Annotated in this window: 12 protein-coding genes; 6 read left to right on the top strand and 6 right to left on the bottom strand. The window is 52.1% G+C overall.

The genetic code is table 11. The features are described from left to right. Positions 1 to 65: 65 nt before the first annotated feature. A complete protein-coding gene (gene fabF, locus ACSIPU_RS19745; RefSeq protein WP_004101085.1) occupies positions 66 to 1307 on the top strand; it encodes a beta-ketoacyl-ACP synthase II in 1242 nt (413 codons plus the stop codon). A gap of 102 nt (positions 1308 to 1409) precedes the next feature. On the opposite strand, the gene ACSIPU_RS19740 is transcribed toward fabF, so the two are convergent. The 6 genes from ACSIPU_RS19740 to ACSIPU_RS19715 all read right to left on the bottom strand — a co-directional run bounded on the left by ACSIPU_RS19740 (position 1410) and on the right by ACSIPU_RS19715 (position 7363). Then, positions 1410 to 1880, bottom strand: a complete 471-nt coding sequence (locus tag ACSIPU_RS19740) for a fimbrial protein (protein WP_224226618.1) — start codon at positions 1878 to 1880, stop codon at positions 1410 to 1412. Positions 1881 to 1961: 81 nt separating this feature from the next. Beyond that, positions 1962 to 2471 (bottom strand): fimbrial protein, encoded by a 510-nt coding sequence (locus tag ACSIPU_RS19735; RefSeq protein ID WP_017146128.1) that lies wholly within the window; start codon positions 2469 to 2471, stop codon positions 1962 to 1964. 13 nt (positions 2472 to 2484) lie between these two features. Next, a complete protein-coding gene (locus ACSIPU_RS19730; RefSeq protein WP_004101090.1) occupies positions 2485 to 3462 on the bottom strand; it encodes a fimbrial protein in 978 nt (325 codons plus the stop codon). Positions 3463 to 3482: 20 nt separating this feature from the next. Next, on the bottom strand, positions 3483 to 6035 hold the full coding sequence (locus ACSIPU_RS19725; protein WP_196557993.1) for a fimbria/pilus outer membrane usher protein: 2553 nt from the start codon (positions 6033 to 6035) through the stop codon (positions 3483 to 3485). Between the two features lie 34 nt (positions 6036 to 6069). Next, entirely contained in the window at positions 6070 to 6744 is a 675-nt protein-coding gene (locus ACSIPU_RS19720) for a fimbrial biogenesis chaperone (RefSeq protein ID WP_196557992.1), read from the bottom strand. A gap of 76 nt (positions 6745 to 6820) precedes the next feature. Beyond that, positions 6821 to 7363: a fimbrial protein gene (locus ACSIPU_RS19715; protein ID WP_004112172.1), complete on the bottom strand. Its 543-nt coding sequence runs from the start codon at positions 7361 to 7363 to the stop codon at positions 6821 to 6823. 394 nt (positions 7364 to 7757) lie between these two features. On the opposite strand from ACSIPU_RS19715, the gene pabC reads away from it, so the two are divergent. From pabC to ACSIPU_RS19690, 5 genes are read left to right on the top strand one after another with little or no spacing between them, the layout of a single operon-like run. Then, the gene (gene pabC, locus ACSIPU_RS19710) at positions 7758 to 8567 is read left to right on the top strand and encodes an aminodeoxychorismate lyase (protein ID WP_196557991.1); all 810 of its coding nucleotides are present in this window, start codon (positions 7758 to 7760) and stop codon (positions 8565 to 8567) included. A 2-nt stretch (positions 8568 to 8569) separates the two neighbouring features. Next, positions 8570 to 9592 carry a cell division protein YceG gene (gene yceG / locus ACSIPU_RS19705; RefSeq protein ID WP_196557990.1) on the top strand — a complete coding sequence of 341 codons (1023 nt, stop codon included), beginning with the start codon at positions 8570 to 8572 and terminating at the stop codon, positions 9590 to 9592. Continuing rightward, positions 9582 to 10223, top strand: a complete 642-nt coding sequence (gene tmk / locus ACSIPU_RS19700) for a dTMP kinase (RefSeq protein ID WP_004101099.1) — start codon at positions 9582 to 9584, stop codon at positions 10221 to 10223. Before yceG ends, tmk begins: the two co-directional genes overlap by 11 nt. Continuing rightward, a complete protein-coding gene (holB, locus tag ACSIPU_RS19695; protein ID WP_196557989.1) occupies positions 10220 to 11224 on the top strand; it encodes a DNA polymerase III subunit delta' in 1005 nt (334 codons plus the stop codon). Before tmk ends, holB begins: the two co-directional genes overlap by 4 nt. 10 nt (positions 11225 to 11234) lie before the next feature. After that, positions 11235 to 12029, top strand: a complete 795-nt coding sequence (locus ACSIPU_RS19690) for a metal-dependent hydrolase (RefSeq protein ID WP_004112178.1) — start codon at positions 11235 to 11237, stop codon at positions 12027 to 12029. Positions 12030 to 12284 lie beyond the last annotated feature (255 nt).

The following is a 12284-nucleotide window of genomic DNA, read 5'->3' as shown; positions in this document are numbered from 1 at the left end:
GACCGCCTGAGTTTTATCCATATTTTGTCCCACAAGAATCTATTTTCCCTCCCTGGAGGACAACCGTGTCTAAGCGTCGTGTAGTTGTGACCGGACTGGGCATGTTGTCTCCTGTCGGCAATACCGTAGAGTCTACCTGGAAAGCTCTCCTTGCCGGTCAGAGTGGCATCAGCCTGATCGACCATTTCGATACTAGCGCCTATGCAACGAAATTTGCTGGCTTAGTAAAGGATTTTAACTGTGATGACTTCATCTCGCGTAAAGAACAGCGCAAGATGGACGCCTTCATTCAATATGGAATTGTCGCTGGCATTCAGGCCATGCAGGATTCTGGCCTTGAAGTGACGGAAGAGAATGCTACCCGCATCGGTGCCGCTATTGGTTCCGGTATTGGCGGACTTGGCCTGATCGAAGAAAACCACAGTTCGCTGGTAAAAGGCGGACCGCGTAAGATCAGCCCGTTCTTTGTTCCTTCCACAATCGTTAACATGGTGGCCGGGCATCTGACCATCATGTTTGGTCTGCGTGGACCAAGCATTTCCATCGCGACCGCCTGCACCTCTGGCGTCCACAATATTGGTCACGCAGCGCGCGTTATCGCTTATGGCGATGCTGACGCAATGGTTGCCGGTGGCGCAGAAAAAGCCAGTACCCCTCTGGGCGTAGGCGGCTTTGGTGCAGCACGAGCGCTCTCCACGCGCAATGACAACCCGCAGGCGGCAAGCCGTCCATGGGATAAAGAGCGTGATGGTTTCGTACTGGGCGACGGCGCAGGCATGGTCGTGCTGGAAGAGTACGAACACGCGAAAAAACGCGGCGCGAAAATCTATGCGGAAATCGTCGGTTTTGGTATGAGCAGCGATGCCTACCATATGACTTCACCGCCGGAAGATGGCGCTGGCGCAGCGCTGGCGATGGTTAACGCTATTCGCGACGCGGGCATTGAAGCAAGCCAGATTGGCTACGTCAACGCTCACGGGACTTCTACGCCGGCAGGCGATAAAGCAGAAGCGCAGGCGGTGAAATCCGTCTTCGGCGACGCTGCCAGCCGCGTAATGGTCAGCTCGACTAAATCCATGACCGGCCACCTGCTGGGCGCGGCGGGCGCAGTAGAGTCTATCTACTCCATCCTCGCGCTGCGCGATCAGGCCGTTCCGCCAACCATTAACCTGGATAACCCGGATGAAGGTTGCGACCTGGACTTCGTTCCGCACGAAGCGCGCCAGGTTAGCGGAATGGAGTATACCCTGTGTAACTCCTTTGGCTTCGGTGGTACCAACGGCTCGCTGATTTTCAAGCGCGTCTAGCGGTCGATGCAGTCAATAAAAAACGGCACGTTTATACGTGCCGTTTTTTTATGTCTGACGTTAGAGGGCAGAGGCATTCGCTATCAAGGCGTCAGCATAATGTTATTTGTAGGTCACAGTAAGTAACAGGGTTGAATGAAAACTCCCTCCGGTGACACGATCGGAGGTGGCATACATTCGAGAGGACAACTCTATGGTCCTTCCTGTTTCATAAGCAGTTCCAGTCATTCCACCAAAGCAATTTTGCAAATAACCACCATCTTTGCCAAAGGCCGATTGCAGTGCAATACCTGTGGCACTTCCGTCATTTTTTGCCAGACATTTATTGGATGGATCTGGCGTACCGGAGAAGTTAACAATTATGTCCGTTGTTGACGGTGGGCAAGAGGTGAATACGATGGTGTAATTCTGCCACTCGCTGGCATCCCCTGCCCTGGTAAAATCAGATGTCTTTGAATCCGGGAATGTAATGGTCTGATTGAGCGAATGTGCAGTATCTACCGTGCAGGCAGAGGCGACCACCGTCCCCGTCAGATTAATGTCTGTCGCAAATGCCGGAACGGCGGTCATCATTATCCCGAGCGCAGCCGTAAGGCATGAAATAACCTCTATTATTCGCAGTCTCATTATTTATATCCGGTCTCTTAAGTTATCCTACGGATAGGTGATGGTGGCCTGGACTTGAGCTGAAATGGTGCCCGGCAGAGGATTCCATTTAGAGACGGCACGGGCGCGCAAGTTGATTATGTAGACTCCTCCTACTTCGAGATTTTCCAGCGTGGTCCCATTTTTGTAAGCGGTTTCTGACAGGGTATTGGTTAATTCAACCATGACGCGTTGAGCGGTCCCGGTATTTTTGTAATAAGCCGGATCGTCATCATCGCTAGTACCCGTGAAGGTCACATTAAAGAATCTGGCCGAAGGGGGGCAAACAAGCTCAAGATCTGCGGTTTTCCATTCACTGCCGCTGCCTGGTTCAAAAATATCTCCGGCCCGAATAGAATCTCCCAGATCAATAGAGAGGGTTTCATTACCGCCATTGACCTCGCAAGGAGAGGCGATAACTTTTCCCGTGATATCGATATTGACCGCGTGGCTTAAAGGCGTGAATAATCCGCAGCTGGCGGTAACTAAGGTTGCCAAAAGTCCTTGTTTAATTTTCATTTCCTTTCCTTGTTTAGTTATAGGTTAATTTGAGTTCGATAGCGGATTTCACTTCGCCAGCCGTCACGCTTGCAGTATTCTCAATATAATAAGCAACTTTAAATTCAGGGATTTCATATTCACCTGAACCTGCGTAATCACTGAGTGCTATTGAGCTATTAACCGTATGGGGTGTTCCGTCGGCATTCTGGACCTGAATGTAAACGTTTTGCGCGTAGCCATCGCCATTAACGGCGTTGAGTATTCCATTTGAGGCATCGCGCGCGCCGTAAACGGCACTAAAGTTATAAGAAATACCGTCAATCGCGCCGGGACAGTTGATTAATTTGATGGTCGGAGCTTCAGTAATAGTTTGCGCACCATTTTTCAGCTTATTACCGTAAAGCGCAGGAAGCTTTATTTCCGTCGGTGCATCTACCGTGCAGGAAGTTGTTTTAGGTTGCGACGCAATCGTTGAGCTATAAATACCGTGAGTGAATACAGCGGTACCCCTTCCATCTGGGTTGTAAAAAGTGGCAGTTACCTGCGGTGCGCTGGTAATTTTACCGGCAGGGATCTTATTTGTCAGCCTGACAAGTCGGTATTTTACGTGGACGTAAGTGCTTATATCTGCAGCGACCTGCTGCCCTAAATTGAAGCGACTATTCGGAGTCGATTCTGTGCCTCCACCCGCATCAGTCAGTGTATCCACGCTCGTTTTATATTGAATGCCAATACCCGGATTGCTGGTCGCGTAGATATTGTCACCGACCAGGGGTCCGTTAATTGAAAGGGCAATATAAGAGCCGGTTGTATCACTCCTCGATACCGTTGTCGGCAGCGATCCCGCTTCCTCCCAATAGGTCGTTTCTCCAGGGTTAGCTGGCAGCGTGAAATCACCAAATTTATAGTTCATTACGCTTCCCCTGACCGCATCAAAATAGTCTGCATGCGCGGGGAAGAGGGCAAAGAAAGTGATTGCCGCGATGGGTAAATAGAGTTTTGCTTTCATCTCGTGGCGCCTTTTCCTTTCTATTGGCAGGAGGATGTTAGTTCAGCGACCCCGCTTGCGGGGTCGACGTCAGGTAGCTGCCAGAGAAACTCGCACTGTTCTGACGCTGTTTGCCCCCATTTTGCCGTGGCGGTACCGTTAGTCGGCATGCCGGTAAGATAAACTTGCCCGCCGTCGCCGACGATAGAACCGGACGGCTTGTCGACGCCGTTGATTGAGACCATTGCGCCAAAGGGGACGACGTCACCGCTGCGGCGAATGAGCGTCATTAACACTCGTTTGCCGACGTGAGCCGCAAAGTGGGTGCGGACGATGGCTCCACGAGTGGGCGTAACGGTTTGTGAGGTCAGCTCTACGTCGGCATTATCCGGTAGCGTCGCCGTATCCAGGGAAATCACGCTTTCACGATAGGGGGAGACATACGGAACAATGGTATAGCCGCGATAATCGGTTTTTACCCCTGTTTGATTCATTACCGTCACGCCATCTGCACCGGGCGCTTCGACCAGGGCTGCAGTTTCGCCTAACTCCTGACTGAGCGTCAGGCCGTGAGCGTGGGCGACGATTCCGCCGTCGATACCATAGTTGACGCGGCGCTGATCGCGGTCATAGCTGTACGCCGAATTGACCCGGGCATAGGTGCCCTGATAGTCAAGACTGGCATAACCACCATTGCCTTCACCGTGATTTGTCTGGCTTTGCTGGATGTTCCAGTTCAGATTGTTGTCTGCCAGCGTAGAGCCATTCATCCCCAGATTATGGCTGGTGCTACCGTGCTTACTGGTGTTCAGACTGTAGGTAGCGTAGTTATTACCTGACCAGAGATCGAAAGGAACGTTGATGTTAAATGAGAAGATCTGATCTTTATCATAAACTTTTTTATTGTCGGTATCGGTGGTGTTTTCGTTATAGCTATAGTTGAGGTTGTAAGTTACTCCTGCCCAGTTGTTACTATATCCCACGCTGATGGAGCGCATTTTACGCTCGCTATTCCAGTAATCCTCACTCATCATGTTGAGGGTGAGCGAACCCAGGTTTTGGCTGATATTCTGGTTAAGCTGAAGCTCGGCGCGATTGCGGCGGCGATCGTTTTGACTTTTCCAGTCGTTATCGCGCCACGTGTCCAGTACCTCTGACAGGCTATAGTAGCCCGAGGTTGAGTATCGATAGCCCGCAATTGAGAAATTGGTTCCCGTTTCAATAATGTTCTTACTGTAGCGTATGCGCCATGATTGACCACTTTCTTTGCTTTCGTCCTGTTTTCTTGACCATGCCTGCGCGCTGTCTATCGATAGCGCTCCCAGCATTCCTAAATTTTTACCTGCACCCAGAAGGACGGACTGGTAATGTTGAGAGAACTGACCGCCGCTATAAACGGTAAAGCCTGCCGGTAGACCGTAAATGACGGTCCCTTGCGTAAACGTGTCTTTATTAATATCGCTGTCATAAGGGCGGTACTGGCCGCTGGTCAGACTATATTTCAACCGGCCTTCACGCTGCAGTACGGGAAGGGAGGCAAAGGCGATTTTCTGATGTTGTTCGCTGCCGTCAGCTTCTTTAATCGTGACGTCAAAATCGCCGCTGCTGCCGGTGGGGTACATGTCAGCGATCTCAAACGCTCCCGGAGAGACATAGCTCTGATAGATGGTATAGCCGTTCTGTTTAACGATCACCTGAGCGTTAGTGCGTGCAATACCGCGAATTACTGGCGCATAGCCGCGGAGGCTATCGGGAAGCATATCGTCATCGGAGGCGAGCTGCGCACCACGGAAGGGGACGCTGTCAAAGATGTCCGAAGGCGCGGTGCTGTCGCCAATTGTGAGCTGGCTTTTCAGGGCGATGATATTGCGCTGTGCATAGGTATAGAGTGAATCCCAGCTCTCCTGTGCTTGCCCACCGCTGCTGTTACGGTTCCAGGTCGTGTAGTTGCGGATTCGCCAGGGGCCGATATTTAAACCGGGTCTTAAGTTCAGATAATAGCTGTTCGAGTCTTCTGCGCCGCGTTGACGAGCTTCGGTATTGGCGCCGCTAAAGTTGTAGTTCAGCAGTAGCGCATTAATTCCTTCGTCTAGCCGCTCCGGAGCCACATAGCCGCGGGCATGGTTGTTTAATGCAGCTTGTGGAATAGAGAGGCGTAGCTGCTGGCGATCGAAGACAAATTCCGCATTGGCCTGTGGAATAACCTGTAAGTTGGCGCAATCTTTACCGTCAGCAAGCTGGGGAAATGACTGTGTACGGATACCAAATTTTTGTAATGCCTCAAGGCTAAGACAGGGCTGGAGCGTAGCGTTGCCCTGGCTATCTTTTTGCATTACAAAGTCAATATCATATAGACCGACTGATGTTTTATTGACGATAACGTCAACATGATAGTTTCCCGGTATCTGGCCGATGCCTTCTTCAAAAGCAGAGAGGTCGGTCAGATCCTTTCCCGGCCCATCGATCCCGAGAAAGGCCGGATTAAAATACTCGCGAGCTAATGCGGTATTATGAATAGATAAAGCACACTGCAAGGCAATAAAGCAGGCGATACGACTGAGCGTTATTTTCTTTTTGTAGGCGTCTACATTCATCCCGATATCCTTTCGGTGCTAACACTGGTTAGCGTTATAAACGTGCTCGATGCTCTTTTCCGACGGAGCCATAATCAGTAATCAGCGTCCATACCACATCGCCGCTCGCGCCGGCAGGAATGGCAAAGCTAACCGAGCTCTTCGGTGCAACCCAGGCGGCATTTTTTACCGAAGTATTGCCCATTTTGATGGTACTGAAGTTCATGTAGTACGCTGTAGGATTGCTAACGATCAGAGTATTACCGTTACGCTGCCAGGTTAATTTTTCGGCAATATCTTCCGGCATTTTGATAAGCGCCTGGGGGCGATATATTAACTTGATGCGCGTTTTTATGGCTATTTGCAGGCTATTTACATTATCCTGCTTCTCCGTCGAAGGAATAGATTTAATATTCATCCAGTACAGAGACTCCCGGTCCTCAGGTAAGTTACCGCCGGTGCGAATTATTCTTAGCGTGTTCTCTTGTCCAGGCCCGAGACGAAAGAGCGGTGGAGTAACCATAAAGGGTGATTTATCGTTTTTTTTTTCGCCGCTATCGCTCCAGGATTGTATCAGATATGATGATTTGTCAGGATTTTTTACGCTAATTGAAGTCTCCTTTTTATCACCGTTATAAATAACGCGCGTTCCACCGATAATAACGCCGGCTTGAGCTGATACTGTCATCATTAATAGCGTTGTGGCAATTAATACTAAGCTTTTTTTCATTGGCAATATCCCGAAAAATAAAGCCGGGTTTCCGGCCTTATTTTTGTATGGTTGTGATAAATGAAGAAAGGGGCGATCAGTTGTAGGTCAGCGTGAAGTTTACGGTACCATTAGCATCACCGGCTTTCACTGTATCTGTGGTTGCGATATAGCGAGCGAAGAAGTTAAGAGTGGTTTCTTCAGCTGCATTGTTGCTAATAGTTACCGGTCTGGAAGACGTGCCCAGCGGCAGCGCCGAGGTATCGTCGTTGAGTAACTGAATCGCCACGCCTTCAGCAACATTTTCACTACCCGCACCGGTCAACTGTAAATAATCGGTATTGATGCTATCCGGAGTACCGTCATATTTAACGCTAATCGGCTTACCCAACAGGTCTTCCGGGCATTCCGTCAATACCAGCGAGAAGCGAGTGGTCGCCGCCGTGTCGCCAGCAGCCGGCAGTGCGGTTTTAGAGACTTCACCGAGCTTCACATCCTGTGCGCTGGTGACTCCGCCATTAATTTTACAACCGGTTTCTGTTATTTTACCGGTAAAATTAATCTGGCCATCCTGTGCTGATGCAGAAGAGGCAATCCCCATGGTGGCAACAAAAGCGATAGTAGCTAATTTTAATTTCATTGATGAGTCCTTGATAAAGATAAGTGACGATGATTTTTCCATTTCATCGATAGGGAAATAATAGTCGTACAGAATTTAATATTAATTTCGGGCAATTTGATTATAGGTATTCTTAGTGATGTGGGTAGCTATGTTTTCTAAAACTGGATTGTAGATTTTTTTAAAAATCAATATTTATTATGTGATTTTTCATGTGAATAGTATTACTTGATGTGTATCCTTATTATTTCTCTGAATGCTTTGATGGAAGGTAAAATCAATTTTTGTGGATTATGAATTCACTAATTATGGCAACTAAACAAGTAGGCACAGAAGGGTTTATTGATTTGTACAGATGGTTGCATAATGCGTCCTCTGAAGGCACTCTTATCGTTATTATTAATGAGGGGGGTGAATGTATCTACTGAATGGCGCATGGGCGAATGTGTTACCGGTGAACGATCGCGGCGTGCAGTTTGGCGACGGCTGTTTTACCACCGCGCGAATTGTGGCGGGACAGGTTCAGTTCCTCAACGCACACCTGACTCGGCTACAAACGACCTGCAAAAAGCTCTTTATCCCCTTTAACGACTGGGAATTGTTGGCAGGGGAGATGGCACGCCTTGCGCAGCCCCATTCTGATGGCGTGCTGAAAGCGATCATCACGCGCGGAGTGGGCGGTCGAGGCTATAGCGCCGCAGGCTGCGTAAATCCCAGCCGCATCCTCAGCGTATCGCCTTACCCGGCTCACTACCACCGCTGGCGTAAAGAAGGGATCTCCGTCGCGCTGAGCCCGGTTCAGCTGGGATGCAACCCTTTACTTGCCGGACTCAAACACCTTAATCGCCTTGAGCAGGTGCTGATTCGTTCTCATCTTGAGCAGACGGATGCCGATGAGGCGCTGGTCCTTGACAGCGAAGGGGGGCTTACGGAATGCTGTGCCGCGAACATATTCTGGCGTACAGGCTTTGACGTCTTTACCCCGCGCCTCGATCGGGCGGGAGTCAACGGCATTATGCGTCAACACATTCTCGCTAAGCTGGCACCATCGCCGTTTCGCGTTGTCGAAGTCACCATGCGCCCCGATGCGTTACGCGAAGCCGACGAGGTCGTTGTCTGTAACGCATTGATGCCGCTGGTGCCGGTTCGCCGCTGGGACGATAAATGCTGGTCCGCGCGCGAGCTTTACCATTTTTTAGCCCCCTTGTGTGAGCTGTCTGATTAGTCATGAAGAAAATGTTACGTTTCATCCTGCTATTGGTGGTGGTGGTGGGCATCGCCGCCGGCGTCGGTATGTGGAAAGTTCGCCAGCTGGCGGACAGCAAATTACTGATTAAAGAAGAGACCATCTTTACCCTTGAGACCGGCACAGGTCGCCTGGCGCTTGGGCAGCAGCTCTACAGCGATAAAGTGATCAACCGACCTCGGGTGTTTCAGTGGCTGCTGCGAATTGAGCCTGAGCTATCCCACTTTAAAGCCGGAACCTATCGCTTCACGCCTGAGATGACAGTACGTCAAATGCTGCAGCTGTTAGCCAGCGGCAAAGAGGCCCAGTTTCCGCTACGTTTCGTGGAAGGGATGCGGGTGAGCGACTACCTGCGCCAGCTGCGCGATGCGCCCTACGTAAAGCATACGCTGGCGGACGATCGCTATGAAACCGTCGCAAAGGCTCTCGATCTGGAGCATCCCGATTGGGTCGAAGGATGGTTCTGGCCGGATACCTGGATGTATACCGCCAACACCAGCGATGTGGCGATCCTTAAGCGCGCGCATCAGAAGATGGTTGCCGCGGTCGATAAAGCCTGGGAAGGGCGGATGGATAATCTGCCGTACAAAGATAAAAATCAGCTGCTGACCATGGCCTCGATCATTGAGAAAGAGACCGCAGTGGCCGAAGAGCGCGACCGCGTAGCCTCGGTGTTTATCAACCGCTTACGTATCGGCATGCGTCTGCAAACCGATCCGACCGTGATTTACGGCATGGGTGCGGGTTATAATGGTAAGTTGACGCGTAAAGACCTGGAAACCCCAACCGCTTACAACACCTATGTCATTAACGGCATGCCGCCCGGCCCGATAGCCGCGCCGGGAGAAGCCTCGCTGAACGCCGCCGCGCATCCGGCAAAAACGCCGTACCTCTATTTTGTCGCGGACGGGAAGGGCGGACATACGTTTAATACCAACCTGATCGGCCATAACCGCTCGGTTCAGGATTATCTGAAAGTACTTAAGGAAAAAAATGCGCAGTAACTATATCGTCATCGAGGGCCTGGAGGGCGCAGGGAAAACCACCGCACGTAATCTTGTGGTAGAGACGCTAAAACAGCTGGGCATTAGCGACATGGTGTTTACCCGCGAGCCGGGTGGCACTATCCTGGCCGAGAAGCTGCGCAGCCTGGTGCTGGATATACAGTCCACCGGCGATGAAGTTATCAATGATAAAGCCGAAGTACTGATGTTTTACGCGGCGCGCGTGCAGCTGGTTGAGACGGTGATTAAACCCGCGCTGGCCCGCGGCCAGTGGGTCATTGGCGATCGTCACGATCTCTCGACCCAGGCCTATCAGGGCGGCGGCCGCGGTATCGACCAAACGATGCTGGCAACCCTGCGCGATGCGGTACTGGGCGATTTTCGTCCCAATCTGACGCTCTACCTGGATGTGACTCCCGAGGTAGGGCTGAAGCGCGCCCGCGCTCGCGGCGAACTCGACCGTATCGAACAGGAGTCGCTCGATTTCTTTAACCGCACGCGCGCGCGCTACCTTGAGCTGGCGGCGCAGGACGACACCATACGCACCGTTGACGCCACCCAGCCGCTTGAGGCCGTTGAGCGCGATATCCGCGCGGTGGTGAATCAGTGGGTCGCGGAGCAGCGCGCATGAAATGGTATCCGTGGTTACGTCCCTCTTTTGAACAGCTAGTTTCCGGCTATCAGGCGGGACGGGGTCACCATGCGCTACTGGTTCAGGCGCTGCCGGGTATGGGAAGCGATGCGTTAATTTACGCGCTGTGTCGTTTTCTGATGTGCCGGCAGCCGGAGGGGCATAAAAGCTGCGGTCGATGCCATAGCTGTCAGCTGATGCAGGCCGGGACGCATCCGGATTATTATGCGTTGATCCCGGAAAAGGGGAAGAGCTCGCTCGGGATTGACGCCGTGCGTGAAGTGAGCGAAAAACTCTATGAACGAGCCCGTCTGGGCGGCGCGAAGGTCGTCTGGATAGACGATGCCGCTCTGCTGACCGACGCGGCGGCCAACGCCCTGCTGAAAACCCTGGAGGAGCCGCCGGAAAATACATGGTTCTTCCTTGCCTGTCAGGAGCCCGCACGACTGCTGGCCACGTTGCGCAGCCGCTGCCGGTTACATCATCTTGCTCCGCCTTCTGAACAGTATGCGCTGGCGTGGTTAGAGCGAGAAGTGACAATGTCACAAGATGCATTGCTCGCGGCACTGCGGCTCAGCGCCAATGCCCCGGCGGCGGCGCTGGATCTGCTGCAGGACGCTCACTGGAGCGTGCGGCTGCAGCTTTGCCAGACCCTGGGTGCTGTTTTAACCCACGGCGACTGGCTGTCTCTGCTGCCGGTATTGAATCATGAGCAGGCCGCGATTCGTCTGCATTGGCTGGCATCACTGCTGGTCGATGCACAAAAAAGGCAGCAGGGAATTACGCTTATCAGCAATCCCGATGCCTGGCCTCTGGTAAATCGACTGGCCGCTGCGCTGCCGGCCGCGCGTTTACAGGCGATCGCGCGCGACGTTAACGCCTGCCGCGAGCAGTTGCTGAGCGTTGTCGGTATCAATCGCGAACTGCTGCTTACCGAGCGCCTTCTGCGCTGGGAACATTACCTGCAACCTGGGGCGGTCCTTCCCGTATCCCACCTCTGAGAGAGACATTATGTTTTTAGTCGACTCCCATTGCCATCTCGATGGCCTGGATTATCAAACGCTGCATAAAAACGTGGACGATGTGCTGGCTAAAGCCGCCGCCCGCGATGTGAAATTTTGCCTGGCGGTGGCCACAACCCTGCCGGGATATCGCGGTATGCGCGAGCTGGTGGGCCAGCGTAACGACGTCGTTTTCTCCTGCGGCGTGCATCCGTTGAACCAGGATGAAGAGTACGACGTTGAGGCGCTGCGCCAGCTCGCCGCAGAGGATGGCGTGGTGGCGATGGGTGAAACCGGACTGGATTATTTCTACACGCCGGAAACCAAAGCGCGCCAGCAGACGTCGTTTCGCGACCATATCCGGATAGGCCGGGAGCTGAATAAGCCGGTTATCGTGCATACCCGAGATGCCCGCGCCGATACGCTGGAAATTTTACGCGAAGAAAAAGTGACGGATTGCGGTGGCGTACTACACTGTTTCACTGAGGATAGAGAGACAGCGGGTAAGCTGCTGGATATGGGGTTCTACATCTCGTTTTCCGGCATTGTGACGTTCCGTAATGCGGAGCAGCTTCGCGATGCAGCGCGCTATGTACCTCTCGATCGCCTGTTGGTAGAGACCGATTCGCCGTATCTGGCTCCGGTACCGCATCGTGGTAAAGAGAACCAACCGGCATTGGTCAGGGATGTCGCCGAGTATATGGCGGTTCTTAAAGGCGTATCGCTGGAGCAACTGGCACAACAGACCACGGAAAATTTCGCGACGCTTTTTCATATCGACCCCTCCCGGCTGCAACCTCTCTGATATTCCTTATTATTTTAAGGCTCGTAATTAATAGCTAAAGCGAGTAAAGTTCACCGCCACAAATGGGGCGGTGAAGGTTTTTTGGCAACATTCAGACACGACTTATGTAAACCAGTGTAAGTTTTTGGCTCGTGTCTGATTGAAACGTGATAGCCGTCAAACAATCATCCCGGTAATTATTTTACTCTGTGTAATAAATAAAGGGCGCTTAGATGTCCTGTCCACGGCGCGGTTCTCCCCCCGGGCCAATGCGTG

The organism is Klebsiella sp. HN106 (genome assembly GCF_051209435.1).
Taxonomy (GTDB): Bacteria; Pseudomonadota; Gammaproteobacteria; order Enterobacterales; family Enterobacteriaceae; genus Klebsiella; species Klebsiella oxytoca.
Note: the sequence above shows the minus strand (reverse complement) of the source record. Positions and strands in the feature narration are given on the sequence as shown.

Excerpts from the sequence above, each read along its gene's own strand:
- ACSIPU_RS19740 (WP_224226618.1), bottom strand. The coding sequence starts at position 1,880 with ATGATGACCGCCGTTCCGGCATTTGCGACAGACATTAATCTGACGGGG.
- ACSIPU_RS19735 (WP_017146128.1), bottom strand. The coding sequence starts at position 2,471 with ATGAAAATTAAACAAGGACTTTTGGCAACCTTAGTTACCGCCAGCTGC.
- ACSIPU_RS19730 (WP_004101090.1), bottom strand. The coding sequence starts at position 3,462 with ATGAAAGCAAAACTCTATTTACCCATCGCGGCAATCACTTTCTTTGCC.
- ACSIPU_RS19725 (WP_196557993.1), bottom strand. The coding sequence starts at position 6,035 with ATGAATGTAGACGCCTACAAAAAGAAAATAACGCTCAGTCGTATCGCC.
- ACSIPU_RS19720 (WP_196557992.1), bottom strand. The coding sequence starts at position 6,744 with ATGAAAAAAAGCTTAGTATTAATTGCCACAACGCTATTAATGATGACA.
- ACSIPU_RS19715 (WP_004112172.1), bottom strand. The coding sequence starts at position 7,363 with ATGAAATTAAAATTAGCTACTATCGCTTTTGTTGCCACCATGGGGATT.
- pabC (WP_196557991.1), top strand. The coding sequence starts at position 7,758 with ATGTATCTACTGAATGGCGCATGGGCGAATGTGTTACCGGTGAACGAT.
- yceG (WP_196557990.1), top strand. The coding sequence starts at position 8,570 with ATGAAGAAAATGTTACGTTTCATCCTGCTATTGGTGGTGGTGGTGGGC.
- tmk (WP_004101099.1), top strand. The coding sequence starts at position 9,582 with ATGCGCAGTAACTATATCGTCATCGAGGGCCTGGAGGGCGCAGGGAAA.
- holB (WP_196557989.1), top strand. The coding sequence starts at position 10,220 with ATGAAATGGTATCCGTGGTTACGTCCCTCTTTTGAACAGCTAGTTTCC.
- ACSIPU_RS19690 (WP_004112178.1), top strand. The coding sequence starts at position 11,235 with ATGTTTTTAGTCGACTCCCATTGCCATCTCGATGGCCTGGATTATCAA.